The organism is Vibrio sp. R15-SG3-ISO1A (assembly GCF_059833955.1).
Map to the genome: position 1 here is coordinate 17,750 of NZ_JCBDGH010000031.1, position 26,446 is coordinate 44,195.

Below are 26,446 nucleotides of genomic sequence, written 5' to 3' on the forward strand. Positions count from 1 at the left end.
CTTTTTAGTCTCTGGTTTTCTACGATCTTAGCGTTTTAACCGTTCTCTGGTGCATCGGCTTGACACTCAGGTCGTGCGCGAGCGAACGCCGCCAACTTACCAAGTGACGCCGTCACATCCACAATGTTGGGATAGCGCCGCATATCAAGGTCAAAGCGCTGTGCGTTATAGACCTGCGGCACCAAACAGACATCCACTAAGGTCACTTCATCCCCGACACAGTAGCAGCCGCGACGCTCGCTAATACGTGGCTCAAGCGCCTCAAACGCGACTTCAATCCAGTGTCGGTACCACTGCTGTTTTTGCTCTTCACTGACGTGCAATGTCGAAGTGAGGTACTGGAGCACGCGCAAGTTATTGATGGGATGAAGATCCGCGGCAATATCCAAAGCCAGGGCTTTGACCCAATATCGCTCGTCGCCTGACGGAGGAATCAATCTTGAGTGTGGATAGGTTTCATCAAGATACTCAATAATCGCCAGTGACTGGTGAATGTGCCTATCACCCTCCACCAGCACAGGGACTAACTTCGCAGGATTGATCGCTTGATACGCATCGCTGTGCTGCTCACCACCCTCTTTGACCAGATGAATCGGGCGTGACTGATAGCTCAAACCTTTTAGGTTGAGTGCGATTCGGACTCGATACGCCGCCGAGGAACGCCAGTAATCGTAAAGAATCCGCTCACTCATAGCGCACAACCTGTTGATCAATGGCGCCAAAGATCGATGCGCCCTGCTCATCGAGCATCTCTATTTTGATGCGATCGCCAAAACGCATAAAAGCGGTGGCAGGCTGACCATCGCGGATAGTTTCAATCATTCGCAACTCGGCAATGCAGGAATAGCCAACGCCCCCTTCCATAATCGACGTGCCGTATTCCGTGCCTTGCTTGTTGGAGACGGTGCCTGAGCCAATAATGGTTCCAGCGCCCAGTGGGCGCGTCGCTGCCGCATGCGCGATAAGCTCAGGGAACTCAAAGGTCATGTCCACACCAGCGTTTGGGCAGCCAAACGGTTCGTTGTTGAAGTGGCTTAGCAGCGGCAACGCCACCTTTGCGCCATCCCACGCTTCCCCTAGCTCATCCGGGGTGACCGCGACCGGAGAAAACACCGATGACGGTTTGGATTGAAAAAAGCCAAAGCCTTTCGCTAACTCATTGGGGATTAACCCGCGCAAAGAGACGTCATTGACCAACATTAACAACCGAATTGAAGATTTGGCTTCCTCAGCGCTGACGCCCATCGACACATCACCTGTGATGACGGCCACTTCCCCTTCAAAGTCGATACCCCAAGCTTCATCCGCCAGTGGGATGTCATCGGTTGGACCAATAAAGTGATCCGACCCACCTTGATACATCAGTGGATCGGTCCAAAAACTGGGCGGCATCTCCGCGCCGCGCGCTTTGCGCACCAATTCGACGTGGTTGACGTACGCAGAGCCGTCGGCCCATTGATACGCACGTGGCAAAGGAGATTCACACTGCTGAGCCGAAAACGTCAGCGAATCTTTGGCTTCGCCTAGGTTCAAACGTTGATATTGCGTCTCAAGCTGTGGCGCCACGCTGGACCAATCATCAAGCGCAGCTTGCAAGGTCGGCGCAATGTCTGAGACATCCAAATATTGGCTTAAGTCCTTGCTAACCACAACAAGGCGACCATCGCGTGTTCCATTTTTCAAACTGGCGAGCTTCATACTTCCTCCTTGCCCGAGGGCTGACGCCAACTGTAGACATAATCAATGTTCTCCACCTCACTCGCCGCTTGACCGATGTCGAGCGCATGTCGGGTATCGATCATGACCGCCACTTCGTCGGTGAAGGTTTTCTTGTGGGCTTGACCGGCCTGAAACGCCTTGGGGTGTGGCCCGTGAGTAAACCCTGCGGGGTGAAAGGTCACCATGCCAGCTTCGATGTTGTCGCGACTAAAAAAATCTCCGGCGTGGTAGAACAGCACTTCGTCATAGTCATCATTGTTATGAAAAAACGGTACTTTCAACGCACCGGGATCGCTTTCAATTGGGCGCGGCACGAACGTACAGACGACAAATCCCTCACCGACAAAGGTGGTATGCGCCGATGGCGGCAGGTGATAACGATGTGACATCAATGGCCGAATATCACGCCAGTTGACTCGCACCACGGATAAGTCGCCATGCCAACCAATCGCATCCAAAGGATTAAACGGATAGGTCACCACACTCACCTGTTCGTGGCGTTTGATGTGTACCTCTGTGGTTTGCTCTGAATACTGCGCTTTAAACGCCTCATCAATACTGGGCACATCGAGCACTGCTGGATCAAATACCGCGTGATTGCCGACCATGCCTTTCTCAGGCAGCGAATAGGCGGCATCGCTGTTTTCAATCATCAACACAAACATGGGTTCTGAGATCTCTAGGCGCCAAGACGTCGAGCGTGGAATCATCACGTAATCCCCTTCGCGCACCGACAAGTGACCGTAGTCGCAATACAGCTCCCCACTGCCTTGGTGAATAAACAGCAAATCGTCACCATCGGCGTTGCGCACCAAATGACGCATCGACTGCTCGCAGCGCCAGACTCGAACCTTACAATGGCGATTGTGTAACAGCTTCGGCACTTGCCAAGGAGAGGACTGACGCGCACTGTCTACCTGATTGAAGTTGAACGCGCGTGGCTTAAGATCCCCTTGCCACTCACTCCATCCCGTCGGCGCGTGTCGATGATGAAAGTGACTGGCAGGACCGAAAAACCCACTGCGACCGGACTCTCGCTCAAAAATGGCCTCTTCAGGAAAATCCGCATGGGCTTGCTTAGAACAGACGCCCTCCCGATGCGGAAAGGTGATCCATTTACGCATCACTCAGTACCCCGCGACGAATTTGGTCTTCTTCGATGGATTCAAACAGCGCCTTGAAATTGCCTTCACCGAATCCTTCATTGCCTTTACGTTGAATGATTTCAAAAAACACCGGGCCAATCACCGTTTGGGTGAAAATTTGCAGCAGTATGCCGTCTTTCATCGGTGCGCCATCGATAAGAATTTGCAGCTCACGCAGGCGTGCGAGCTCTTCACTGTGTCCCTCGACACGCTGATTCACTTTTTCATAATAGGTATCAGGGGTAGGCATAAAGTCCATGCCGCGATCGCGCAGAGTCTGCACCGTTTGGTAGATGTCGTTGGTGCTCAGCGCAATGTGTTGAATGCCTTCGCCGTTGTACTCACGAATAAACTCTTCAATCTGCGATTTGTCGTCAGACGATTCGTTGATTGGGATACGAATCTTGCCACACGGCGCGGTCATCGCTCGGCTCACAAGACCGGTCAACTTGCCTTCAATATCAAAGTAACGAATCTCTTTAAAGTTACCGATCCGTTCGTAAAATCCAGCCCAGGTGTCCATGTTGCCTTGCTTAACGTTATGCGTGAGGTGATCGATTTCAAACAACCCAACATCCATAGTGTTCATGCGCTCGTCAGCATCGGCATAGAATCGGAAATCCACATCATAGATACTGCCGTCTTGGTAGCGGTCGACGAAGTAAAGCAAGCTATCACCAATGCCGTACACCGCCGGAATGGAGAGCTCCATAGGACCAATTTCCGTGACATAGCGCTTGGCGCCATTGTTTAACGCATGCTCAAGTGCCTTGGCAGCATCTTTGACTCGAAACGCCATGCCGCAAACCGAAGGGCCATGTAAGCGCGAGAACTGCTCAGCCTGACTGTGAGGTTCGGCGTTGACGATAAAATTGACGTCTCCTTGACGATACAACCACGCCTCTTTTGAGCGATGCTTTGCTACCTCTGCAAAGCCGAGTGACGCAAACAGCGCTTTCAGATCTTGAATGCCCTTGTCATCAGCAGCGGTGTATTCAACAAATTCAAATCCGTCTGTGCCTAACGGGTTTAGTGCCGTATTCATGGTGTTATCCTCACCTGTTGTTGATCTCTATCGCCTTTAAATTCGCCCATTGATACGATTAATGAAATATCGAGGCTCGATTTGGCACCCATTCAAAAAATCACCTCGAAATGTAAAATAAATGTAACACCACAATGAAGTCACCATAAACACATGATTTAACTATCCCAAACCCGCCCAAGAACAGTAACAATTATTTTACAATCACTCTTGTGTGATAAATTTCCTTAAGTAGTGGCGAACTCCTCGCCACTTAAGTCAAGATTGAGTCAAATCCGCCTTCGATTTGATTTGGCGCAGCGTCATGGCGCTCGCTCTCATTAGGCTAACCGCATCTATCCCCCTCACCACAACCCATGAGGTAGACCATGAGTCACATCAACCCATCGCGCTTGGTCGAGCATTTTATTGAGCTTGTTAAAATCGACAGTGAGACAGGCAATGAAAAACAGATTTCTGAACACCTAGCAGAGCAGCTCGGCGAGCTCGGTTTCACCGTACACAAACTGCCCGTCCCTGCTCATATCTCTAACGGTCATAACCTGTATGCGAAATTCGAAGGCAGCCTAGCAGGTAGCATCGCGTTCAGCTGTCACATGGACACCGTTACGCCAGGCATCGGTATTGAACCTGTGATTGAAGACGGCATTATTCGCTCTAAAGGAGAGACCATCCTAGGTGGCGACGACAAATCGGGCATTGCCGCTATCATGGAAGCGGTACGCGTGCTAAAAGAGCACAATCAAGCGCACAAAACCATTGAGCTTGCTTTCACCGTGCATGAAGAAGGTGGCCTATTTGGCTCTGAGCATTTTGATATGAGCTTTATCGAGTCCAACCACGCCATCGTACTTGATACCGGCGGCCCGATTGGCACCATTGTCAATGCCGCCCCGGGTCAACAGAAAATCGTCGCGAAATTTATCGGCCGCCCTGCACACGCAGGTCTTGCGCCAGAAGAAGGCATCAGCGCCATTCAAGTTGCCGCAGAGGCGATCACGCAAATGAAGCTGCTGCGTATTGATGAAGAGACCACCGCCAACATTGGGGTTGTCGAAGGGGGGAACGCCACCAATATTGTGATGCCTGAACTGACGATAGTGGCAGAAGCGCGCTCGCTCAATGGCGACAAACTCGACGCGCAAGTTGAGCATATGATTGAGACTTTCCAGCGCGCCGCTGACACCCACGGCGCACAGGTTGAGATTGAATCGACGCGTGCTTACAACGCCTTTGTCATCGACGAAGCGTCACCATTGATTCAATCGGTTAAAGCCTCTTTTAACGCGATTGGCGCACAGCCATTCACCAAAGGCACCGGTGGTGGCAGTGACGCCAACAATTTTAACGCCAAAGGGCTGACGACCGTGAACATCTCAACGGGTATGGCGAAAGTGCACACGACAGAAGAGTACATCGCCATTGATGACATGGTAAAAGTGACCGAGTTTGTTCAGCACTACGTAACTCAAGAGTAAACGGTCTAACAGCACAAACAAGCCCATCTGTTTTCTACAAGTAAGGAAACGGATGGGCTTTATCTCAATGTGATGTCGCGAAAATGCGGATTTTCCACCAGCACTGACAACTGTTTGATCTCATCGAGCACCACCAAACACTCTTGTTGATGGATGCTGACCAGCATGGCCTCTCGCCTGCTCTCATCTCGGCGCGTATCCAGCGCAATCCCTTCCATCTCGGTGCCATCTTTGAATGTTAAACGCACGGGATAACGGTAGAGGCAGACAATTTCAATGTAGTCATAGTCACTGCAACGTATCATGCATCACTCCTTATCGAAACTGTCGACCACGATGGCACCCATCGAGGCTGGCATGGTGATCACCACCACGCGCTTAAACGAGGTGATGGGGTCTTCCATCAGGGGCAACTTATCCAGACAGACCAGCACTAAGGCGACCACACACGCCGCAATCAAATACGCCGCGACGATGCGCGCAACAAACTCCCATTTGCGCGTCTGAACGTTACTTTGGAATACGCTTTGATAGGTAAACAGGGTTAAAAACACCACCGAGAGCGAAAACAGGAGAAACAAATTGAGCGGCGGTAAGGTTTCACCCAAACGCCACGCCTCTTCAGAGAACGAAATCGGCACAGCAAGCGCAAAGGCGCCGACAAATATCTGACTCGCATCTTCGAAATTAAAGCTATATTTCATTCACTTATCCTGCAGAATTTTCTATCAAGCTTAGTTGATAAGGCGAGGACGATAAAGCGCTAGAGCCGTTATCGTCACGACAAAATGATTTCGTGGAAGTTTTCCCAATATCGTGGTCAGTTGTGGCTAGAATGGCGCAACTTTTCTATTCGGATAGCCTCCATGAGTCTACTTGAAAATCTCTCCATTATCATGGCGCTGATCTTAACCAGTTGCTTTTTCTCCATGTCAGAAATCTCGTTGGCTGCGGCGCGTAAAATTCGTCTGCGCCAACTCGCTGACGATGGCGATCACCGCGCGACCTTAGTCCTCGGGCTACAAACCCATCCGGGTAACTTTTTTACCGTAGTGCAAATTGGCCTCAATGCCGTGGCTATCATGGGCGGTATCGTCGGTGAATCGGCGTTTACCCCGTATATCGCCGCTATGTTGAGCCACTGGGTGCCCGCTGCGTGGATCGCGCAGGCCAGCTTTGTGCTCTCTTTTACCTTGGTCACTAGCCTGTTTATCTTGTTCGCCGATCTGATGCCTAAGCGCATTGCGATGGCGATGCCGGAAACCGTCGCGTTGGCCCTCGTGAAACCACTCTTGGTGTGCATTCTGATCCTCAAACCCATCATACTAGTATTTAACGGTTTGGCGACGCTGATTTTTCGCCTATTGCGCGTCCCTGCCGAACGCAATGATGACATCACCAGTGATGACATCTACGCCGTCATGGATGCAGGAGCCGAAGCAGGCGTCCTCGATACCAACGAGCAGCAAATGATGGAAAGCGTGTTTCAGATGCAATCGATCCCCGTTACGTCTGCCATGACGCCGCGTGAAGACATTGCGTTTCTCTCACTTGATGACGATGAAACCATGCTTAAGCGCAAGATCGCCGACAATCCTCATCACAAATTTTTAGTCTGTGATGGCCAACTCGATGCAATCAAAGGCTTTGTCAATTCAACCGAACTGTTGATCCGCCTCATCAATGAGCAAACGTTGGATCTTAAAAGTAGCAGCGTGGTGCAAACCTGCCCCATCATCCCCGACACCTTGAGCCTATCGGAAGCGTTGGAATACTTTAAATCCAATCGCGTCGACTTCTCTGTGGTGATGAACGAATACGCCTTGGTCATGGGCGTTGTGACTTTCAATGACTTGCAAAGCGCCGTGATGGGCAGTTGGGTGTTGGCCGAAGGGGAAGAGCAAATTGTCGCCCGTGACGAGCATTCTTGGCTGGTCGATGGTGTCACGCCGATCACCGATGTGATGCGCACACTGCAAATTGACGAACTGCCCCATTCACAAAACTACGAAACCATCGCCGGATTTATGATGTTTATGTTAAAGAAAATTCCGCGACGCACTGATTCGGTGACCTACTCTGGCTACAAATTTGAGGTGGTCGACATCGATGACCATAAAGTAGACCAATTGCTGGTCACTCGAGTGAAACAAAAAGACGACGATCAATAACGCACCAGCCGTTACCAAGACTCCTCTTGAAAACGGGCGGCCCTCGCTTGAGCGAGTGTGCAGTCCGTTTTCTCCATCAATTCCGTTAAGGTGATATTGGGATTGCCGGTGATAAGCTGAGCAAGCTGGATGTTGAGTGGCAACGGCGCAGGGGCACGCGCGCCAACTCGCGCATTGATGAGCATCTCAATTTTTTGCCTGACGTAGGCATAATCTTCGTTACTATCTTCGCGGCTAAGCAATTCATGACAGAGTGCATTGAGCGCCCCCTCTTCCCCCACCAACTGCCAGTGGCGTGAACGCCTAACACGGCTCAACACACAGTGGTGCTGCTGCGCGAGTCGTTTGAGGCTTTGACACTTCTCTCTTCCCAGTTTTTGCACCAATGAGGGCAGCGCGAGTGTCACGAGGTCAGCTTGAAGAGTCATAACAAAGATCAGTGGGCGTTGGATTGGGTCACTTTATCGTAAAAGGCCTGTGCGTCCAGCGGTCTTGAGAAAAAGTAGCCTTGATACTCATCACACCCTTCATTAAACAGTAGAGATAATTGCTCAGAGGTCTCAACACCTTCTGCCACGATCGATTTGCCTAGGTTTTGCCCCATCTGAATAATGGTTCGCACCAACATGTGATCGGTGATGTCAGTGGTGCAATCATCAACAAATGACTTATCGATTTTAAGTACATCAATGGGCAAACGCTTCAAGTAGTTGAGCGACGAGTATTCAATCCCGAAGTCATCAATGGCCACCGACATCCCTCGCTCTCGCAGGCGTTCACACGCTTCCACCACATATTCGGGCTCTCTCATTAAGGTCGATTCTGTGATTTCAATTTGCAGCGCCTCTCCAGGCAACTGGGCGTTATCGAGCGCGTCGATGATAAAACTGGCAACGTCATCATGGGCAAACTGAACGGTAGAGACATTAATCGACACAAGGATCGGTAGCCCAGAGTCATGCCAAGCTTTCACCTGCTTAATGCTTTGCGTAATCACCCAACGGCCAAGAGGCACGATAAACCCAGTTCGCTCTGCAATCGGGATAAATTCGAACGGCGAAATCATACCAAGTCGGGGGTGTGACCAACGAATCAGCGCCTCGGCCCCTACCACGCGATCGCTGACCATAGAGACCTTAGGCTGATAATGCAGCACGAAATGGCCCAATTGCAGGCTCTGCTTCATCTCCGACTCTAACTGATGCTGACGAATCGTCTCATCGAGCAGTTGGTCATCATACCAAACGACGGACCCGGGCCCTTGGGATAGCGCGCGATAGAGTGCCAAATTCGCATTTTTCCCCCACAGACTCACCACTCCATTCGCGTGCTTGGCCAATGCGACCCCCACACAAAAATTCAGCCGATAGGTCGTGTCGCCGACCACAAACAGCTTGCTGTGTTTGGTAAGAATGGTGTCTAGCACCGTTTGCAGCTTTCGCTCTACATGGACATTTTCCACCAGCACGACAAATTCATCGCCCGCAATACGATACATTTGAGCTTGGCTTTCTATTAAGCCGCTTATGTGGCTAGAGAAAGATTGCAACAGTTCATCACCATTGCGATAGCCCAATTTGTCATTGACGCTTTTAAAATTGTGCAGACCAATCTGCAATACCCCAAAACAGTGTGCATTACTCGCGTTCATAGCCGATACCGCCGCATAGAAGGCATTAATATTGGGCAATTTGGTCAAGTAATCGGTGAAGCTGTCTTTTTTAAAGGCCAGCGCTTGTTGCTGGGTTTTCTTGATGTAATACGTCATCAGGGTAGCGAAGACGGTGATCGCGCCCACTTCTATGGCGTCTTCGATAAACTCATCAAAGACATCAGGATCTAGAGTGTGAAGATAGCTGACAATCAGTAATGCCGCGATAGCCAGAGGCCAAAACGACCCGGGAAATAGGACGATGAAACAGAGTGGAAGTAAAATGAAGCTCTCTTCGATGGCATCCATCTCTAACGGTTCAATCAGCCCACCGATAAAAATCAGGCTCGCCGCTAACAGCGCGCAGATACGCTTACTCTGCTCAGATTGAGTGAACAAAGCATAAATCATTAGGAGGGGAAAGAGTAAATACGCCGCTCTGCCCATCTCGTGTTCGAGTAGCAGGGTGCGAGAAATCAGGGCAATAGAGAGAACATAAGCCACTTTAATCGCAATTCCGATCGACCGATTGAATAAATTCTCTTGCACTGCCATCCCTAATCCGTGGGTGATTTAAAATTTATAGCGACTTTGTTCCATAATTTCCACACTTTTTCGTCAATCCAATACCTTTGTCGAACAAGCAGATACAAAAAAGAGGAAGGGGTTCACCGCTTCCTCTTTACATGAATGTAGGGATAACTTTACAGCCCAAGCTGCTCTGCCATCGCTTTCATCTCTTCAAGATCCATTTGATGGACACGAATCATCTGGTTGATTTGACTCAAACGAGAATTGGCGGCATCTTGTTTGTCGCACGCATCCGATTTCGCTTCCCAAGAGGTGCCTTCTAAAAAGGTGTCACACGCTTTCTTCAGTGAGGCCAACTTTGGCTCCAACTCGTCGCGCTCTCTTTGCAATGCGGCTAATTCTTGTTTGACTCTTAGTTCTTGTTGGAAGAGCTCACGCGAACGCTCAAACATCGTTGCCTGCATATCGGCTTGGCGATTAAGCTGCGCATTTTCACCCGCGACATCCGCTAACTGTGATTTCTGCTCGCCGACTTGTTGCTCTAGGGACAGGTTGACCTTTTCCAGCTCCGCCACTTGCGATTCAAGCAGAGCGATTGATGCCTCGTACTGCGCTTTTTGCTCTTCAATCGCTTGTTCCAGCTTTTGCTGCACTTCAACGTCAACGTTGGCGACTTTTTCTTCCACCGTCACCACGAGCTGTTTTTTGTCTGACACAAGCGTTTGATACTGCGATTCCAACGCGTGGTATGTCTGTTGCCACTTTGACGCCGTCACGCTCGAGCCAATTAATGCACCCAGTGCGATACCCAATACGCCAGCAATCGCAATATAGAGGTAGGTTCGCTTGTCGCGTTGTTCGATAACGACCACATCATCATTATCTACGTCTGTCTGTTTATTCACGTATGACTCCTGCTCCACTAGCGAATCAACTCAGTGATTACGAGTGTCACGGTATAAATTAAAAACCCTGAGATCAACGTCACCACCACTGCTTTTTGCAGTTTTTCGCTCGTGCGATAGCGGATCAACACAAATGCCAATGCGACCAAAAAGGCAATCGCCAACAATCTTGTCATAGCCTCTCCTTAGCTGTACCCACATGCTTGGGGGCAACTTGATAACCTTTTCATTTATACCATTTTTTCGCGCGTTTTGGTCAGCGCCCGGTAGTTTTATTCTGTTTACTTAGGTGAGTGCGCAAATTATCCGCGCTTAATGCCTTTTATGAGTGATTCATTTGGGCAAGCTGCACTTTTGGGGTATAAAGAGCGCGACACCAAATGGGAGATAAACATGAAACCGTATCAGTTAGAGAAGAAAAAACGTCGTATTCAGAAGAAATTGTTCCTCGGCGAATTTGCCGTACTGGGTTTCGAGATTCGTTGTGAAACCAACATTCAAGATTTCGACCGCTACGACCAGTTTGTGGATGATTTTATTGACTACATCGACAGCCTTGGTTTGTGCTTCGGCGGTGGTGGCCTTGAGACATTTGACGGTTTCCTATGCAGTGTGGCCCGCTACGGCAATGCGACGGCAGAGCAACAAGCTTTGGTTGGCGCGTGGCTAGAAAAACGCGAAGAAGTGACCAAAGTGGAGATCGGCGAGCTGGTAGACGCCAACTACTTCTAAGCTTTCATTTTTGATTGTTCAAAAAATAGCGCTGTTGAGCGCTATTTTTTTTGCCCCCAATTCACCGTACTTTCGGCGTTTTCCGTACCCTCCCCCCTTAAAACGATCACAAGTGCAAAAACACGCTTGATCTCACAAAAAAAAGTGTTACAGTTCTCGCGTCAATAGCTCAGAACTATTGACCATCTTTTGCTCAACACATTGAGCGATTGTTCCAATGAAGACTGCAGGAGAGTGGTTAATAACTAAATTTTAACATTTAGTTAAGATAACCCGCCGAAGAATTAACTATTTCAGGTGCTACTTAGGTAGCGAGGACTGTAGTTGGAGGAACCTCTGGAGAGAACCGCTCTACCTTGTTGTAGAAAGTGGTCGCCGAAGGAGCAAGCCTATGTTTAGGTGAAACTCTCAGGCAAAAGGACAGAGGAGTGAAAAGACCCGTTATTCGGTAGCTTCCTGTCTATCGTTTTTGAGATCATCGATCTCGGCTTTTCCCTCTTCTCCTTATTTAAGCATTATCAATTTAAGGGGAACCCATGAATAACCTACAATCTTTACTGATCACTATCGACAATTTCGTTTGGGGACCGCCCCTGCTGATTTTGTTGGTGGGTACCGGTGTCTATTTCACTTTTCGTTTAGGTTTACTCCAGTTTAGACACCTTCCCACGGCACTGAAAATGGTGTTCAGCAAATCAGACTCCGGCAAGCAAGGGGATATTTCCAGCTTTGCTGCACTGTGTACCGCCCTGTCCGCCACCATAGGTACGGGCAACATCGTTGGTGTCGCCACCGCCATCAAACTGGGTGGTCCCGGCGCACTATTTTGGATGTGGTTGGCGGCCCTATTTGGCATGGCCACTAAGTACGCTGAGTGTCTACTCGCGGTGAAATACCGCAAAGTGGATGCTAAAGGCCAGATGGTCGGCGGACCGATGTACTACTTGCAATATGGTGTCGGTTCTAAAACCTTAGCCGTGCTGTTTGCCATTTTCGCTCTCGGTGTGGCTTGTTTTGGTATCGGCACCTTCCCGCAGGTCAACGCCATTTTGGATGCTTCTGAAATCTCGTTTGGCGTATCCCGTGAGGTCTCTGCGGTCATACTGACGCTATTGGTCGCTTTTGTAACGCTAGGTGGCATTCAGTCGATTGCGAAAGTCGCAGGAAAAGTGGTGCCTATGATGGCTCTGTTCTATGTGATGGCGTGTTTGAGTGTCATCATCATGAATTCTGCTCAGCTTTTTTCTGCCGTTGAATTAGTGGTCGTCTCTGCCTTTACGTCAACCGCAGCGACAGGCGGATTCCTAGGGGCAAGCATTATGCTGGCGATTCAATCTGGGATTGCCCGCGGCGTGTTCTCGAATGAATCTGGCCTAGGTAGCGCACCGATGGCCGCCGCAGCAGCGAAGACCGACTCTTGCGTCAAGCAAGGTCTGATCTCGATGACCGGCACCTTCTTTGACACCATCATCATCTGTACCATGACGGGCCTTGCCTTGATCCTGACTGGCGCATGGCAAAGTGATTTTGCTGGCGCGGCCATGACCACTCACGCCTTTGCCGTCGGACTTAACGCCGACACGCTAGGTCCACTGCTCGTCTCCATTGGCCTGATTTTCTTCGCCTTTACGACTATTTTAGGCTGGAACTACTACGGCGAACGTTGCGTTGTGTTCTTACTAGGTACTAAGGCTGTGCTGCCTTACAAAGTCATCTTTGTCGCTCTGGTCGCTTCTGGTGCGTTCCTTCACCTCGATATGATTTGGATCATCGCCGACATCGTCAACGGACTAATGGCCATTCCTAACCTTATCGGCTTGATTGCGCTGCGCCACATTGTGGTCGAAGAGACTAAACAGTACTTTGCTGCGCTGTCGGTGGGTAGCAGTGCCAAAGCCACCGTGTAAGGTGACGTGATCAAAAAGCCCGCGCTCTAGCAAGCGCGGGCTTTTTCATTTCTAATCCACTGTGATTTCTAATACATTGTGTATAGATTAAATTCTCTTTAAATCTGCGGTTTTTCAATCATCAGTTTAACACCAAGCGCAATAAGAACCGCGCCGGTGGTCCCTTCCATCCAGCGATTAAAACGCGCACTGCGAAGTAGAGATTTAGCCCGAGTCAGCACGCCCGCCAATCCACACTGCCACACCATCGCAATCACAAAATGGATCGCAGCCATCACACATGACTGCACAAACGCAGACCCCTCTGGATTGATGAACTGCGGTAAAAACGCCAGATAAAACACCGCCGTTTTAGGGTTCAGCACGTTCGACAAGAAGCCTTCTCGCAGTGAGCGCCACGCCGTCGCTTTGGTGTGCGCCACCGTTTGCACCGCGATCCCCGCATCCAATTGTCCATTGAAGAGCCCCTTAATAGACATCACACCTAGCCAAATCAAATAGGCCGCGCCGACCATTTTCACCGCACTAAATAGCTCAGCCGATTGCGCCAAGACCGCCGAGATACCAATAGCAGAAAAGGTGGCATGGACAAACAAGCCCGAGCAAATCCCCAAACTAGTTAATACACCATCGGAAAAGCCGCCACGCGACGAGTTACGAATCACAAGCGCAGTATCGAGCCCTGGGGTTAGCGTCAAAATGGTGATGGCGACCAAAAACGCTTCCATATTGTTGATCATTGCAGGTCCTTATTATTGGGGAGCAGAGGCTCCAGTCAGCGCGAGATATAACCAGGTCATCTCAGGAAAGATCGCCATCTTATAGCAAGGCCGCCAAAATAAGCAATGATTATGCTTCTTGCTGCAATTATTGAACGCAAACCTCTTGGTCAATGCTGAGGAGGTTGTTAAGATTTTGGTTTTCCCAGTCACCTAAGGTGTGGTCATGAGCGCATTCGACAAACTCAAACAGCATTCCCAAAAAATTTCTCGTTTTAATCACTTAGCGGCCATCTGTGGATGGGACCAAGCGGCAGTGATGCCGAGCGGAGGGAATCAAGCTCGCTCAGAGGCAATGGCCGAGCTATCCGTGCATATTCATCAATTGCATACCCAGCCACAGCTCGCGGATTGGTTTGCCGAAGCAGAAACAGAAACGCTCAGCGTTGAAGAGAGCGCCACACTGCGAGAGCTTAAACGCCAGTGGCAACAAGCCAATTTGCTGCCTGAAGCACTGGTGCAGGCCAAATCCCTAGCGGGCTCGAAATGTGAACACGCTTGGCGTACCCAGCGTGGCCAAAACGACTGGATCGGGTTTGAGAAAAACTGGGCAGAAGTCGTTAAACTTTCCAAAGAAGAGGCGCAAATTCGTGCCGATGCCAACGGATCGACACCCTATGATGCGATGCTCGACATTTACGAGCCGGGCACCACGTCAGCGTCACTCGATACGCTGTTTGCCGATGTAAAAAGCTGGCTACCTGCCTTGATCGATGAGGTGATCGAAAAGCAGTCCTCTGAGCACTACCTCACCCCAACTGGCCATTTCCCTACCGAGCAACAAAAAGCGCTCGGGCTGGATGTGATGAAACTACTGCAATTCGATTTCGACCATGGCCGATTGGATGAGAGCGTCCACCCTTTTTGTGGTGGTGTACCGCAAGATGTGCGAATTACCACCCGCTACGATGAAAACGAATTTGTACAATCGCTCATGGGCATCGTTCACGAAACAGGCCACGCCCGTTATGAGCAAGGTTTACCCAAAGCGCTAGCAGGATTGCCGTCCGGTGAAGCTCGCTCAATGGGGATTCATGAGTCTCAATCACTGTTTTTCGAGATGCAAGTGGGCCGCAGTGATGCGTTTATTGCCCATCTATCACGACTTGCCACCCAACACTTCTCCGGACACGATACGTCGCTCTTTAGTCAAGCGAACTTTCAAAAGCTTTACACTCGCGTCAAAAAAGACTTTATCCGGGTTGATGCCGACGAGCTCACCTATCCGGCTCACGTCATTTTACGCTATGAGATCGAGCGTGATTTGATCAATGGTGATATTTCCCATCAAGATGTTCCAGAGCTCTGGGACACAAAAATGCGCCAGTATCTCGGCCTTTCTACCGCCGGTAATTTCAACAATGGCTGCATGCAAGACATTCACTGGACAGATGGCGCCTTCGGCTACTTCCCATCATACACGTTAGGTGCCATGTACGCGGCGCAGTTTATGGCAGCGATGAAGAAAACCGTAAATGTGGATGAAGCCATTCACTCTGGTGATCTCACGCCTATTTTTACTTGGCTGGGCGATAACATCTGGAGCAAAGGCAGCTTACTGACAACCGATGAGCTGGTTAAATCGGCAACAGGCGAAGTGTTGAACGCTCAGTTTTTCCAAAATCACCTGAGAAGTCGATACCTGTAGATAGTACTCACGCAAAATGAAACGCCGTCACAGGGTTTACCCTGTGACGGCGTTTATGTGTGATCTTTACGCTTTAAGGTGTTGATCAAAGAATTCCAATGTTCGCTGCCAAGCGAGCTCGGCTTCTTTTTCGGCGTAACGTCCGGTGGAGTCATTGTGAAATCCGTGATTCACGCCCTCGTAAACGTAGGCTTGATAGTTCGCCCCATTGGCCTTAAGCGCTTTCTCGTACTCCGGCCAAGTTGCGTTGACACGCTCATCAAGACCCGCGAACTGAATCATCAACGGCCCTTTCACCTTCGGGATCAAAGATTCCGCTGCAGGTGTACCATAAAAAGGCACCCCTGCATCCAACTGCTCAGGAATGGTCGCAGCCAGCATATTGACTATGTAGCCGCCAAAACAAAAACCGACCGCCCCTAATTTTCCGTTACTTAGCTCATGCGATTTCAAGAAGCTCGCAGCAGCTAGGAAGTCCGCTTCAATCTTCTCTCTATCTAAACTCTTTTGCATCGCGCGGCCTTCATCGTCATTTCCTGGATAACCGCCCAACGGATAGAGTGCATCGGGAGCAAAGGCGATAAAACCTTTCGCGGCCAATCTTCGCGCGACGTCTTCAATGTATGGGTTAAGCCCACGGTTTTCATGCACAACCAGTACGACAGGCGCGGTGCCTACCAACTCTCGTGGCACGACCAAATACCCTTGCCCTTCACCGTGACCATTCGGTGAATCAAACTTGACGTAGCTGGCTTTGATTGCGGGATCGTTAAACGACACCTGCTCTGCCAGTGCATAGTTCGGTGTCAGTGCTGACGTTAAGACCGACATCGTAAAGCCTAATGCAACAAGACCAGAGAGACGTCTCATGAATTCTCGTCTGTCTATCAATCCATGTGCGTATTCGTCGTACCAATCAAATGCTTCTTGCGGAATTGCTTTAGGCGCCACAGGCGCTGTGACCTTTTCACCGATGATGTTTGACATCCTTATCTTCCTCATTGACTGTTATTACTTGAAGCGATAGTTACTTGAAGCAATAGTTATTTGATAACGTTCGTCATTTGAAACGATCGTTCAAGAAGTAAGATAGTCGCTATTGGACAAAAACGAGTGTTATTTACATTAATTTACACAGTAGACGCGACTGGTATCGCAGCCAAGCTCGTCACGTTTTTACCTTGGAACTTAGACTGGTATAAGGCTTCATCAGCATAGGTGAGCAAGTCATTGAGCAAATCCTCTGAATGCAACTGCGGACCCACGCTACTGACAATCCCAAACGAGCAGGAAGCGTGAAAGCGCCCCCCTTCTTGCCCAAACTCCGCCTGAGCAATGCGTTGGCGAATTCTCTCGACAATGGCCACGGCTTCTTCGTCATTTGATAGACCCGCCAGCAGTATCACGAACTCATCACCTCCAAAACGAGCAAAACAGTCTGTCGGTCTGATCGTATCTCGAGTAATACGGGCGATGTCCTTAAGTAGCCCATCACCGCTCGTATGCCCATAATGATCATTGATCGCCTTGAAATCATCGATATCAAAGATACAGAGATAAAAACGATGTTCGCTCGCCTTTCGACTGCGTGAAACTTCATCGGCCAAACGAATTTCAAAATAACTACGCGAATACGCTTGTGTTAGATGGTCAAACATCAGACGGGTGCTGAGCTCTTGGCGCTCACTGTATAGCTCGTCGATATGGAGGACCAATATCCATGTAATGCAGCAAGTCAGCAGGAACGAGCCTATCCAAGTCAAGGGTGGCATATCGAGCACTTCTATCGCGGTCAACGTGTCACTGACGCCAGTGCACATCCAAATCGCACTGGCGGCCAACAACATTCTTAACGTACGCAAATCGTCTTCTTGTCGCTTAGCCCTTTGCCTTAGGTAAACGCGAAATAGAACGATCATACAATACATCGCTAGCAGTAATATCCACGCGCCCCAAAGCTCAAACAGAGGCCCAAACACAAGTCCGGTGTAGTAACTGGATGTCACGTAAAATTGATTGTCCAGAAAGTATGGACTCGGAACCACCGCCATCAATGAAAACAGACCACATATCGCGTAGGCAAGCTTCAATGGCGTCGGAGCCTTATAGTCAAAGAAAGCGATGTAAAAATGCAGACCGAGCACAATCGTAAACATTGAAGTCACGATGGCGACTCGGTTAAAAATATTCAGCAAAACCAGATTGTCGCTAACGTTCAGCAGAATGGCAAACGCACCAAGGAACAGTCCGCTAGCTAAAGCCGTTAAGGAAAATATTCGATAGTAATGAACATTTTCCTCGTAACGAGATTGAAGCCGGTTATACAGCATCACAAAAAAGAAGCTCAGAACTAAACTGATGCTTGATGCGATAAGCATAGGCAATGAGGTAAGTAGCACGATGCCTTCCTTTTAAGACCCAGGGTATCCCTGTATGAAAACGCTAAGTCCCAACCTAGCAATCGCTACCTCTACACTCAAGAAATATTCATCTTTTCAATCACTTTTTGGAATATTTCAACGTGACGTCACATTTGCGACAGGTTTCACATTTATGCTTTACAACGCCCACCACTGCAATCGCCAAACCTCGGGTCCTACTTACGCCTCCGCCAACTGAGTCAGTAGCTCATCACGGCGCAATTCTAGGATTTCATCAATAAGTTGCTCTTTCGCACGGAGACCAAAATGATCGGCGTAGTTTTTCACCTTAGAAATCTCTTCAGGTTGAAGTTGATACACCTCGCGTTTGAGGCGTTGCATCGCTTCACTCTTGATACAACCTTGCTGCTGAAGCAACTTGATGATTTCCATGTCGGCTGGGTGTGGTGTTCTTGGCATAACGGTTTCTTATATTTTTCGGATTGACGTTGTTAGCCACTGCTCGTTGGCAGTGTTAAATTTTGCAGAAAGCGTAGTCTCTGATTGTTACAATTAAATTTAAACCAATAGAAAGTTAAAAATTCCAGATCAAAGTCAACGTTCTGTGCTGAATGTCCCTTCACGTCGGTACTCATAGGTATCCGCAAAGCGTGACAGAATCCAATCCCCAGCCGTGATCAAAGGGTAGCCACCCTGCCCTTGTTTTTCAGCGAGGCATGACTTTAGCGTCGTCACTGGGGTGTCAAAGTCTGGCTCGACGAAAAATGGCATGGAAAAACGCGTCTTGCCATTGCTCGGACTCGCGACTCGATGCTTAGTGGAGCGATAAATATCATTCGTCCAGCGCTGCATTAAATCGCCAATATTCACGACAAAGCTTCCCTCGACGGGCGTGGCGTCTATCCATTGATTTTGCTTATTCAGCACCTGTAAACCACCGCTCGCATCTTGGTAAAGTAATGTGATACAGCCGTAATCCGTGTGGGCTCCCGCCCCATTGCCCACCGTGTTGGTTGAAGGTTCTTGACTTGGGTAGTGCAACATACGCAACACAGAGATAGGTAACGTAAAATATTGGGTAAAGAAATGTTCTGGCTCATTCAGTGCAATTGCCATCGCTTTGAGCAACTTAAGGCCGACATCTAACGTAAGGCTGTAATGCTGATTCATCGCCTGGGTAAAACCTTCAATCGAGGGGTATTGGTTGGGGCCATAAAGCTTTGGACAATGCGCGACTTGCGAATGATAGGGCGAGAGGTCGAGCGCCATATCAAACGACTCTTTGCAATCCAACTCGCCGAGTGGATCGAGTTTCTCGGCGCTCAAGCGCCCCCACCCACGGTGATTCATACTGTGCTCAATCGATATCGCTTGTTTCTCCTCTTGTGGTAGGGAAAACAGCGAGCGTGCATAGTGTTCAATCTGATTAAACTGAGTTTGAGGAATGCCATGTCCTACTACATAAAAAAAGCCGAGCTCTCGGCAAGCTTGATCTATCTGATCGATGACTGGGCCCCAGTCGCGGCGATCATCAGAGTTGAGCGGAGAAATATCGATAATAGGAAGTGACATGAATGCTCCTTGCAGTGTGTCATTGACTCTGCAAGGAGTGAGCAAAAAGCTGACCAACAAGCCAACTTTTCTTTATCTAATTATATCAATCACTTAAATGAAAGCGAAAGCGAAGCCAAATGATACTTGCCCCACAAACTGCCGAATAGGATTGTGTTTGCACCAAAGTGAGGAAACATATAGCGAGCCGACATCAATCGATGAACCGCTCTTTGATCTCCAGAATATTCGGTAACTGGTCCATAAATACGGGCACCAGTTGTGGATCAAAATGTTTTCCGGCTTGCTCTTGAATTAGGGCGACAGCATCACTGACCGGCCAGGCTTTCTTGTATGGGCGTTCACTGGTCAGGGCATCAAACACATCCGCAATTGCCGCTAGGCGTCCTTCTATCGGAATCGCTTCACCGCTTAATCCCTTAGGGTATCCGGTTCCATCCCACTTTTCATGGTGGTTAAGCGCAATACTTTGAGCGAGGGCGATAAGCGGAGAGCGCGGGTTTTCCAAGATTCGTACCCCTGCTTCCACATGCGTCTGCATCAACGAAAACTCTTCTGGTTCCAATCGACCCGGCTTGAGCAAAATACGATCTGGAATCGCGATTTTTCCAATGTCGTGCATCGATGCTGCCATGCGTAGTTCGTCTGCCGCTTCTTCATCAAAACCGATCGCAAGCGCCAGAGTTTTCACATAATGACTCATGCGCAGTACATGCATCCCGGTCTCATTGTCTCGGTATTCAGCGGCGCGGCCTAAGCGCTGAATTAAGTCAATTTGCGTCGCTTTGAGTACATCAATTTTGACCATAGATAACTGCGTTTTAACTCGAGCACGCACAATGGCAGGGACAATAGGCTTAACAATGTAATCGACTCCGCCGAGGTTAAAACCGGTCTCCTCATCAATGCTGTCACTGAGCGCGGTGACAAAAATGATCGGTATCATTGCCGTATCGGGGTTCGCTTTCAGTTGCTGACAAAGCTCAAACCCTGTCATCTCAGGCATCATCACATCAAGCAAAATAAGGTCAAACTTCTCTTGCTCGAGCAAACTTAATGCGTCTTTGGCACTGCGAGCAAAGGAGAGCCGATAATCGCTATGCAGTACTTGTTTCATCACTTTCAAGTTGGCGGGTTCATCGTCCACAATCAGTAATCTTGGCACCGAACGCATCACCGGGGTATGACGTGTGAGGGGCTCTGGCGTTAATGATGTCATCGTCACAGCGTTCCTTATTCAGCTAGGTAGGTTAACGCCAAGTCGATATGCTCGCTGGCTTTGGAAAATTCAAACTCGTCGATCGCGTTCATGGCATCGATGATCGGCTTTTGCAGTTTGTCGGGCGCGCGACTGCGAAGCGTTTCACCAATATCCTCACGTAATTCACCACTGTGGGTCGCCGCTCGCCACTCTGTTAATAGACGCTCAACCTCATCGGCAGGCAACGCGTCATCGAACGTTATTTCTTTCACCTGGGTATCGGTTTGACTCAGTGCAATGCGGCTATCGAGCTCCTGCTTGACCTTGTGCCAACAGAGCGACAGATCGCCAATCAATGGCAGCGCTTTCGCGTGGTCTTGGTGTATAGCGGCGTGCTCTATCTGGGCAAAGAGTTGGTGCAGCGCCATTAAAGCCAAGTTGCCACACACGCCTTTGAGTGCATGGGCTTGCGAACGCACAGCCCGCCAGTCTTGGTTTTGCAGTGACTGCGCCAAGGCACTCGGAAGCCCCTCATGCTTGTCCAGCATCTTGCCAAGTTCCGCTAAGTAGAGCGCCTCGTCCACCCAAAGCGTCAGTGCTTTCTGCCAATGAATCATCGCCTGATCACGGCTCTCTTTGCCAGACGACTCTGCAGGCAACGATGGGATACTGACCTGTGATTCAACCTTTAACACGCGCGCCATTTCTGCGCTCAAACGGTTAAAATCAACCGGCTTATTGGCAAAGCCATTCATACCCGCCTCTTGCGCTTGGCGCTTGTCTTCGGTCAAGACACTGGCAGTCAGAGCAATAATCGCAACAGGGGGCTTGTCTTGCTCGCGTTCCCATTGACGGATCTGACGGCTGGCTTGTAGGCCATCGAGGCGCGGCATTTGTAAGTCCATCAGTATCAAATCAATGCTGTGCGTTTGGTATTGCTGAACCGCTTCAACACCATCGCGCGCGACCCAAACTTGATGACCCGCCCGTTCAAGAAGCAGAGAAAGCAGCGTCACGTTTTGTTCAATATCATCACAGACTAACACTCGCTGGCTTGGCAGCATCACTTGCGAGTGAACGTCCGCGCGCGGCAGCCGTTCACTTTTGGGCAGTGGCAGTTCGAAGTAGAAACAACTTCCTTTTCCGAGTTCACTGGTGGCGTGAATCTCTCCACCCATTAGTTCAACCAACTGCTTAGAAATACTGGTCCCTAACCCCGTACCACCGAAACGACGGCTCATGGAAGCATCGGCTTGCGTAAAAGGATCAAAAATCGCGTCAACCCTGTCAGGCGCAATGCCGATACCGGTATCCATCACGCTGAAACGCATCACATCGCTCTGCTCAGTGGGCGCGATGTTAAGCGTGACACTGCCCTCTTCGGTAAACTTAATGCCATTACCCACTAAATTCATCAGTACTTGGCGGATGCGGTCTTCTGCGCCGAAGACAATGGCTGGCACGCGGTCATCAATATGCAGGTTGAGCTCAATGCCTTTGTTTTTCGCATTAAGCCATAACGTAGAGATGACGCCATCGACACAATCCGCAAGATGAAACACCACAGGTTCGACTTCGAGCTTGCTTTTTTCCAACTTAGCGCTGTCGAGAATATCATTGAGAAGATGAAGTAAAGAGCGAGACGCGTTAGATATGGTTTCCAGGTGACGTCTATCCTCGCTGCCCATTGGTGATTCGAGCAAAATATTGGTAAAACCGATGATCGCGTTCATGGGCGTGCGGATTTCGTGACTCATATTGGCCAAGAATGCCGCTTTGGTTTCGACCGCTTCTTCGGCAATGCGTTTGGCATTTAACAGTTCAGACTCCATCTCTTTGCGATTGGTGATGTTGATCATCACACCATCAATCCACAATATGGTGCCGTCTTCATCGCGCACCACCATGCCGTTTTCCAGTACCCATACGGGTTGGCCGGCTTTATCAATCAACTGATATTCGACAGCATAGGTTTGCTTGTCGTTGGGCAAGGCGGCGATCGTGTCACGCACCGACTGCTCGTCCTCTTCAACAATCAGCGACGCTAAGCTTATGTTTCCTTCAAGGAACTCCTCCGATCGATAGCCACAGAGCTCCACGATGGCATCACTAAGGAAAATCGGACTCCATTTTGGGTCAAAACAGCGTCGGAAGGCCGCGCCGGGGATATTACGCATCAAAGAGGTTAATCGCTCTTGGCTATCACGCAGCTTGACTTCCATCGCTTTACGTTCAGAAATGTCCGCGATAAAGCCCACAAATAATGTATCACCATGCGCAAGGTGGACTTTACCTACACCAAGGCGCACTGGAAATTGATGGCCCTTTTTGTGCTGTGCATAAACTTCTCTCGGCGCACCAATGATTTTGTTCTCGCCCGTTCTGAGGTAATTAGCCAAATAGCCATCGTGTGCTTGCTTGTGAGGGGCTGGCATTAATTTGGAAATGTTTTGCCCGAGCAATTCATGCTCTTGCCAACCGAAAATTCGGCTTGCGGCAAAGTTCACACCTTGAATGACGCCTTTCGCATCGATGGTAATCACCCCATCAGTGGCGGTATCGAGAATGGCTTGCAATCGAGATTCACTGGCGGTTTTCTCCGTTAATAACTGTCGGTAGCGCAGCTGTGAACTGACGTTCACCGCTAAGGTGGAAATAAGCAAAGTCGCAATGGAAACGGCGATGGCGATAAAAGACTGTTCGTGCAAATCCTGCGGGGCCATCATCATAGAATGGGGCTCAAGCATAATGAAGCGCGCGGCTTCCATGCCGGTGTAATGCATACCTGAAATGGCGCATCCCATGATCGCAGCGCTAACCAAGTTGATATGAAATGAACGCATGGTGGGGAAATGATGCTTAAGTAGGCGGCGCGCAGAGAGTGCGACGATGGCCAATCCGACCGCGACAACAATCGACAGACCAAACCAATACGGGTCATAGCGCAGCATGGCCCCCATTTCCATGGCTTCCATTCCAATGTAGTGCATGGCACCAATACCCGCGCCTACGACCACACCGTTACGCAGAATAAGTCGATAAGAATCACGCTGATTGATCAACGATCGCAGTACCAAATAACTGGCTAACACAGCAGGAAGAAGCGATATCAACGTGAGTAAGGTGTCATAACTCATGTGATGGGGCATCTGAAAGGCGAGCATGCCGACAAAGTGCATACTCCAAATCCCTCCCGCCATAATGAAGGCACCAGAAATCAACGCCACCTGCTTATGTGATGGCGTAACGATGTGCCTAGCGGCAGCGGCAAGTCTCAGTGCAAAGAATGACGCCATCATCGCGAGAAAGATGGAGACAACCACCAACCAAGGAACGTAGGTTCCTGTCATCAACGTGTATGAACCAACCTCTGTTATGAATAACCTGTCGAGCATGAGGGAAAGCACCCACTTATTGTAATGATATCTTTATCAACTATTGGACGCATAAGGTACTATTTGTATTAATAAATGTGTAGACATTTATAACCTTTAATTATTAGTGGAATCTAGCTTATCTATAAACTTGACTGCCATTTCAATCACTTTTGTTCATTTCCCGCCCTTTCCACTCCCCCTAAAACGCAAAAAGCCGCAGAATTCTGCGGCTTTGTGATGACCAAAAGGTCAAATTTAGGGGTTATTCGCTGACAAGCTGCTGCTGTGGTGCGCGCGATGCGTTGACCAAGAGCACACCAACGGTCAGAACCATGGTGCCACACAAGATGAACAGCAGACGTCCAGTGAATTCATTTGGAATCAATGCCATCGCAAGGATACCTAGACCAGCAACACTGATCAGTTTGCCCAGCATGCCACGTTGCTTAGTATCGAGGTTCTGCTGTTCTTCTGAGTTAGCCACCACTGGCGTGTTCCAGTTTTCGAACAGTTTTTCTACTTCCGCTTCACGCTCTGGCGAACGTCCTTTGTACACCAAGGTTGTCGCTAAGAAGAAGCCACCAGTGAACACCACGTGCGCTGCAAGGCTCAGTGCCACTTTCAAGTCAGACCATTCACGACCAGTCAATGCTTGTTCCATACCGAACAAGTTCTCGATATGTTCTGCTTTTAGCGAGATACCAAAGTAGTAAGAGACGAAGCCACCAACCACTAGCGTTGCCCAACCAGCCCAATCCGGGGTCTTACGAACCCACATACCCAGTAGTACAGGGATCAACATTGGGAATCCAATCAGAGCGCCCACGTTAAGTACAATGTCAAATAGGCTTAGGTGACGCAGTGAGTTGATAAACAGACCAATGCCGATGATGACAAAGCCCATCACAATAGTCGTCACTTTACTTACCACAACCAACTCTTTCTGAGACGCATGAGGGCGCATAATCGGGCTGTAGAAGTTCATCACGAAGATACCCGCATTACGGTTCAGACCTGAGTCCATCGAAGACATGGTCGCCGCAAACATCGCCGACATCAGTAGACCTACCATACCCGCAGGCATCACATTTTGTACAAACGCTAGGTAAGCCGCATCCCCACCCACAGAGCCATATTGGTCTGCAAAGTCAGGCATGAATGCTGCTACGTACCAAGAAGGTAGGAACCAAATCAGTGGACCAACAATCATAAGTACGCAAGCAAGACCCGCTGCTTTACGAGCGTTGTCACTGTCTTTTGCACATAGGTAGCGATAAGCGTTAATGCTGTTGTTCATCACACCAAACTGCTTGATGAAGATGAATACCACCCAAAGCACAAAGATGCTCATGTAATTTAGGTTGTTACCCACAAAGAAGTCGCCTTCGAAGTTCGCAACAATATTGGTGAGGCCGCCGCCGTGGAAGTACGCCGCGACTGCACAAGTGATGGTCACCGCCATGATAACGAGCATCTGCATGAAGTCAGAGGCAACGACCGCCCAAGAACCGCCTGTCACCGCCATCAGCATAAGAACCAGACCCGTCACAACGATCGTGGCTTCCATCGGGATGTTGAAGACAGCGGCTACGAAGATAGCAAGACCATTCAGCCAAATACCTGCTGAAATTAAGCTATCTGGCATACCTGCCCATGTGAAGAACTGCTCTGACGTCTTACCGAAGCGCTGACGAATGGCTTCAATTGCCGTAACGACACGAAGTTGACGGAACTTTGGCGCAAAATAGATGTAGTTCATGAAATAGCCAAACGCGTTGGCAAGGAATAGGATAACAACGACGAAACCGTCGCTGAACGCGCGTCCTGCGGCTCCTGTGAACGTCCATGCTGAAAACTGCGTCATGAAGGCGGTAGCTCCTACCATCCACCATAACATCTTACCGCCCCCTCGGAAGTAGTCGCTGGTTGAGGTGGTGAACTTACGGAACATCCACCCAATCGCGACTAAAAAGAAGAAATAGGCAAGAACAACAAGAGTATCAATGGTCATTTTTTCAGCCTTAAAATTAATAACATTAGCTTGTGACAAGCATACCCGAACACAAATTCATTTGTACTACAATATGCCTTTTGTGTGATCTAAAACAGATTTGATCGCACACTTTATTTGCAAGCGAATATTTGGTTTCATACATAAGCAAGATGCAGAGCACAAATACATAGCGCAGAATGATGCAAAGGTA

The 26,446-nt window shown here is 49.4% G+C and carries 23 protein-coding genes and 2 riboswitches; of the genes, 5 read left to right on the top strand and 18 right to left on the bottom strand.

Annotated features, from left to right (window positions below):
- Positions 1 to 35: 35 nt before the first annotated feature.
- From maiA to hppD, 4 genes are read right to left on the bottom strand one after another with little or no spacing between them, the layout of a single operon-like run.
- Positions 36 to 692 carry a maleylacetoacetate isomerase gene (maiA, locus tag AC6R0L_RS04720; protein ID WP_500628413.1) on the bottom strand — a complete coding sequence of 219 codons (657 nt, stop codon included), beginning with the start codon at positions 690 to 692 and terminating at the stop codon, positions 36 to 38.
- Entirely contained in the window at positions 685 to 1,698 is a 1,014-nt protein-coding gene (locus AC6R0L_RS04725; protein ID WP_500628414.1) for a fumarylacetoacetate hydrolase family protein, read from the bottom strand. The genes maiA and AC6R0L_RS04725 overlap by 8 nt, the downstream gene beginning before the upstream one ends.
- The gene (locus AC6R0L_RS04730; RefSeq protein WP_500628415.1) at positions 1,695 to 2,843 is read right to left on the bottom strand and encodes a homogentisate 1,2-dioxygenase; all 1,149 of its coding nucleotides are present in this window, start codon (positions 2,841 to 2,843) and stop codon (positions 1,695 to 1,697) included. The genes AC6R0L_RS04725 and AC6R0L_RS04730 overlap by 4 nt, the downstream gene beginning before the upstream one ends.
- Positions 2,836 to 3,909, bottom strand: coding sequence for a 4-hydroxyphenylpyruvate dioxygenase (gene hppD, locus AC6R0L_RS04735; protein WP_500628416.1), 1,074 nt, complete (start codon positions 3,907 to 3,909; stop codon positions 2,836 to 2,838). The genes AC6R0L_RS04730 and hppD overlap by 8 nt, the downstream gene beginning before the upstream one ends.
- Positions 3,910 to 4,277: 368 nt before the next feature.
- On the opposite strand from hppD, the gene AC6R0L_RS04740 reads away from it, so the two are divergent.
- Positions 4,278 to 5,387, top strand: a complete 1,110-nt coding sequence (locus tag AC6R0L_RS04740; RefSeq protein ID WP_500628417.1) for a M20/M25/M40 family metallo-hydrolase — start codon at positions 4,278 to 4,280, stop codon at positions 5,385 to 5,387.
- Between the two features lie 59 nt (positions 5,388 to 5,446).
- Here AC6R0L_RS04740 and AC6R0L_RS04745 read toward each other — a convergent pair whose 3' ends face one another.
- Positions 5,447 to 5,692, bottom strand: a complete 246-nt coding sequence (locus AC6R0L_RS04745; protein ID WP_500628418.1) for a Rho-binding antiterminator — start codon at positions 5,690 to 5,692, stop codon at positions 5,447 to 5,449.
- A 3-nt stretch (positions 5,693 to 5,695) separates the two neighbouring features.
- Positions 5,696 to 6,091 (bottom strand): DUF2391 family protein, encoded by a 396-nt coding sequence (locus AC6R0L_RS04750; protein WP_334550553.1) that lies wholly within the window; start codon positions 6,089 to 6,091, stop codon positions 5,696 to 5,698.
- Between the two features lie 162 nt (positions 6,092 to 6,253).
- Here AC6R0L_RS04750 and paeA point away from each other — a divergent pair, with 162 nt between their 5' ends.
- A complete protein-coding gene (gene paeA, locus AC6R0L_RS04755; protein WP_500628419.1) occupies positions 6,254 to 7,558 on the top strand; it encodes a polyamine export protein PaeA in 1,305 nt (434 codons plus the stop codon).
- Between the two features lie 11 nt (positions 7,559 to 7,569).
- On the opposite strand, the gene AC6R0L_RS04760 is transcribed toward paeA, so the two are convergent.
- The 4 genes from AC6R0L_RS04760 to AC6R0L_RS04775 all read right to left on the bottom strand — a co-directional run bounded on the left by AC6R0L_RS04760 (position 7,570) and on the right by AC6R0L_RS04775 (position 10,821).
- Positions 7,570 to 7,986 (bottom strand): ribosome recycling factor family protein, encoded by a 417-nt coding sequence (locus AC6R0L_RS04760; RefSeq protein ID WP_500628420.1) that lies wholly within the window; start codon positions 7,984 to 7,986, stop codon positions 7,570 to 7,572.
- An 8-nt stretch (positions 7,987 to 7,994) separates the two neighbouring features.
- Positions 7,995 to 9,764 (bottom strand): putative bifunctional diguanylate cyclase/phosphodiesterase, encoded by a 1,770-nt coding sequence (locus AC6R0L_RS04765; RefSeq protein WP_500628421.1) that lies wholly within the window; start codon positions 9,762 to 9,764, stop codon positions 7,995 to 7,997.
- A 149-nt stretch (positions 9,765 to 9,913) separates the two neighbouring features.
- Positions 9,914 to 10,645 (bottom strand): chromosome partitioning protein ParA, encoded by a 732-nt coding sequence (locus AC6R0L_RS04770; protein WP_500628422.1) that lies wholly within the window; start codon positions 10,643 to 10,645, stop codon positions 9,914 to 9,916.
- A 17-nt stretch (positions 10,646 to 10,662) separates the two neighbouring features.
- Positions 10,663 to 10,821, bottom strand: coding sequence for a hypothetical protein (locus AC6R0L_RS04775; protein ID WP_487902409.1), 159 nt, complete (start codon positions 10,819 to 10,821; stop codon positions 10,663 to 10,665).
- Between the two features lie 217 nt (positions 10,822 to 11,038).
- Here AC6R0L_RS04775 and AC6R0L_RS04780 point away from each other — a divergent pair, with 217 nt between their 5' ends.
- Both AC6R0L_RS04780 and AC6R0L_RS04785 read left to right on the top strand, forming a co-directional pair.
- Positions 11,039 to 11,377, top strand: coding sequence for a YggL 50S ribosome-binding family protein (locus AC6R0L_RS04780; RefSeq protein ID WP_500628423.1), 339 nt, complete (start codon positions 11,039 to 11,041; stop codon positions 11,375 to 11,377).
- A 217-nt stretch (positions 11,378 to 11,594) separates the two neighbouring features.
- Positions 11,595 to 11,708, top strand: a riboswitch (glycine riboswitch).
- Positions 11,709 to 11,710: 2 nt separating this feature from the next.
- A riboswitch (glycine riboswitch) is annotated at positions 11,711 to 11,804 on the top strand.
- Between the two features lie 109 nt (positions 11,805 to 11,913).
- Positions 11,914 to 13,284, top strand: coding sequence for an alanine/glycine:cation symporter family protein (locus AC6R0L_RS04785; RefSeq protein ID WP_500628424.1), 1,371 nt, complete (start codon positions 11,914 to 11,916; stop codon positions 13,282 to 13,284).
- 98 nt (positions 13,285 to 13,382) lie between these two features.
- Here the strand turns inward: AC6R0L_RS04785 and AC6R0L_RS04790 are convergent, their stop codons facing one another.
- Positions 13,383 to 14,024, bottom strand: coding sequence for a LysE family translocator (locus AC6R0L_RS04790; protein WP_500628425.1), 642 nt, complete (start codon positions 14,022 to 14,024; stop codon positions 13,383 to 13,385).
- 205 nt (positions 14,025 to 14,229) lie between these two features.
- Between AC6R0L_RS04790 and AC6R0L_RS04795 the strand changes: the two genes are divergently transcribed.
- Positions 14,230 to 15,711: a carboxypeptidase M32 gene (locus AC6R0L_RS04795; protein ID WP_500628426.1), complete on the top strand. Its 1,482-nt coding sequence runs from the start codon at positions 14,230 to 14,232 to the stop codon at positions 15,709 to 15,711.
- Between the two features lie 66 nt (positions 15,712 to 15,777).
- On the opposite strand, the gene AC6R0L_RS04800 is transcribed toward AC6R0L_RS04795, so the two are convergent.
- From AC6R0L_RS04800 to AC6R0L_RS04830, 7 genes are all read right to left on the bottom strand, one after another.
- Positions 15,778 to 16,698: a dienelactone hydrolase family protein gene (locus AC6R0L_RS04800; protein WP_500628427.1), complete on the bottom strand. Its 921-nt coding sequence runs from the start codon at positions 16,696 to 16,698 to the stop codon at positions 15,778 to 15,780.
- 143 nt (positions 16,699 to 16,841) lie between these two features.
- The gene (locus AC6R0L_RS04805; RefSeq protein WP_500628428.1) at positions 16,842 to 18,110 is read right to left on the bottom strand and encodes a GGDEF domain-containing protein; all 1,269 of its coding nucleotides are present in this window, start codon (positions 18,108 to 18,110) and stop codon (positions 16,842 to 16,844) included.
- 201 nt (positions 18,111 to 18,311) lie between these two features.
- The gene (locus AC6R0L_RS04810; protein WP_487902401.1) at positions 18,312 to 18,551 is read right to left on the bottom strand and encodes a hypothetical protein; all 240 of its coding nucleotides are present in this window, start codon (positions 18,549 to 18,551) and stop codon (positions 18,312 to 18,314) included.
- Positions 18,552 to 18,686: 135 nt separating this feature from the next.
- Positions 18,687 to 19,664 carry an isopenicillin N synthase family dioxygenase gene (locus AC6R0L_RS04815; protein ID WP_500628429.1) on the bottom strand — a complete coding sequence of 326 codons (978 nt, stop codon included), beginning with the start codon at positions 19,662 to 19,664 and terminating at the stop codon, positions 18,687 to 18,689.
- 193 nt (positions 19,665 to 19,857) lie between these two features.
- Positions 19,858 to 20,883, bottom strand: coding sequence for an HD domain-containing phosphohydrolase (locus AC6R0L_RS04820; protein ID WP_500628430.1), 1,026 nt, complete (start codon positions 20,881 to 20,883; stop codon positions 19,858 to 19,860).
- A gap of 14 nt (positions 20,884 to 20,897) precedes the next feature.
- Positions 20,898 to 24,215, bottom strand: a complete 3,318-nt coding sequence (locus AC6R0L_RS04825) for an MHYT domain-containing protein (RefSeq protein WP_500628431.1) — start codon at positions 24,213 to 24,215, stop codon at positions 20,898 to 20,900.
- Positions 24,216 to 24,504: 289 nt separating this feature from the next.
- Entirely contained in the window at positions 24,505 to 26,253 is a 1,749-nt protein-coding gene (locus AC6R0L_RS04830; protein ID WP_500628432.1) for a sodium:solute symporter family protein, read from the bottom strand.
- Between the last annotated feature and the right edge of the window lie 193 nt (positions 26,254 to 26,446).

Excerpts from the sequence above, each read along its gene's own strand:
- AC6R0L_RS04750 (WP_334550553.1), bottom strand. The coding sequence starts at position 6,091 with ATGAAATATAGCTTTAATTTCGAAGATGCGAGTCAGATATTTGTCGGC.
- AC6R0L_RS04725 (WP_500628414.1), bottom strand. The coding sequence starts at position 1,698 with ATGAAGCTCGCCAGTTTGAAAAATGGAACACGCGATGGTCGCCTTGTT.
- AC6R0L_RS04815 (WP_500628429.1), bottom strand. The coding sequence starts at position 19,664 with ATGTCACTTCCTATTATCGATATTTCTCCGCTCAACTCTGATGATCGC.
- AC6R0L_RS04825 (WP_500628431.1), bottom strand. The coding sequence starts at position 24,215 with ATGACAGGAACCTACGTTCCTTGGTTGGTGGTTGTCTCCATCTTTCTC.
- AC6R0L_RS04790 (WP_500628425.1), bottom strand. The coding sequence starts at position 14,024 with ATGATCAACAATATGGAAGCGTTTTTGGTCGCCATCACCATTTTGACG.
- AC6R0L_RS04740 (WP_500628417.1), top strand. The coding sequence starts at position 4,278 with ATGAGTCACATCAACCCATCGCGCTTGGTCGAGCATTTTATTGAGCTT.
- AC6R0L_RS04730 (WP_500628415.1), bottom strand. The coding sequence starts at position 2,843 with ATGCGTAAATGGATCACCTTTCCGCATCGGGAGGGCGTCTGTTCTAAG.
- AC6R0L_RS04800 (WP_500628427.1), bottom strand. The coding sequence starts at position 16,698 with ATGTCAAACATCATCGGTGAAAAGGTCACAGCGCCTGTGGCGCCTAAA.
- paeA (WP_500628419.1), top strand. The coding sequence starts at position 6,254 with ATGAGTCTACTTGAAAATCTCTCCATTATCATGGCGCTGATCTTAACC.
- AC6R0L_RS04760 (WP_500628420.1), bottom strand. The coding sequence starts at position 7,986 with ATGACTCTTCAAGCTGACCTCGTGACACTCGCGCTGCCCTCATTGGTG.
- AC6R0L_RS04810 (WP_487902401.1), bottom strand. The coding sequence starts at position 18,551 with ATGCCAAGAACACCACACCCAGCCGACATGGAAATCATCAAGTTGCTT.
- AC6R0L_RS04745 (WP_500628418.1), bottom strand. The coding sequence starts at position 5,692 with ATGATACGTTGCAGTGACTATGACTACATTGAAATTGTCTGCCTCTAC.
- AC6R0L_RS04775 (WP_487902409.1), bottom strand. The coding sequence starts at position 10,821 with ATGACAAGATTGTTGGCGATTGCCTTTTTGGTCGCATTGGCATTTGTG.
- AC6R0L_RS04780 (WP_500628423.1), top strand. The coding sequence starts at position 11,039 with ATGAAACCGTATCAGTTAGAGAAGAAAAAACGTCGTATTCAGAAGAAA.
- maiA (WP_500628413.1), bottom strand. The coding sequence starts at position 692 with ATGAGTGAGCGGATTCTTTACGATTACTGGCGTTCCTCGGCGGCGTAT.
- AC6R0L_RS04765 (WP_500628421.1), bottom strand. The coding sequence starts at position 9,764 with ATGGCAGTGCAAGAGAATTTATTCAATCGGTCGATCGGAATTGCGATT.
- AC6R0L_RS04795 (WP_500628426.1), top strand. The coding sequence starts at position 14,230 with ATGAGCGCATTCGACAAACTCAAACAGCATTCCCAAAAAATTTCTCGT.
- AC6R0L_RS04820 (WP_500628430.1), bottom strand. The coding sequence starts at position 20,883 with ATGACATCATTAACGCCAGAGCCCCTCACACGTCATACCCCGGTGATG.
- AC6R0L_RS04785 (WP_500628424.1), top strand. The coding sequence starts at position 11,914 with ATGAATAACCTACAATCTTTACTGATCACTATCGACAATTTCGTTTGG.
- AC6R0L_RS04830 (WP_500628432.1), bottom strand. The coding sequence starts at position 26,253 with ATGACCATTGATACTCTTGTTGTTCTTGCCTATTTCTTCTTTTTAGTC.
- hppD (WP_500628416.1), bottom strand. The coding sequence starts at position 3,909 with ATGAATACGGCACTAAACCCGTTAGGCACAGACGGATTTGAATTTGTT.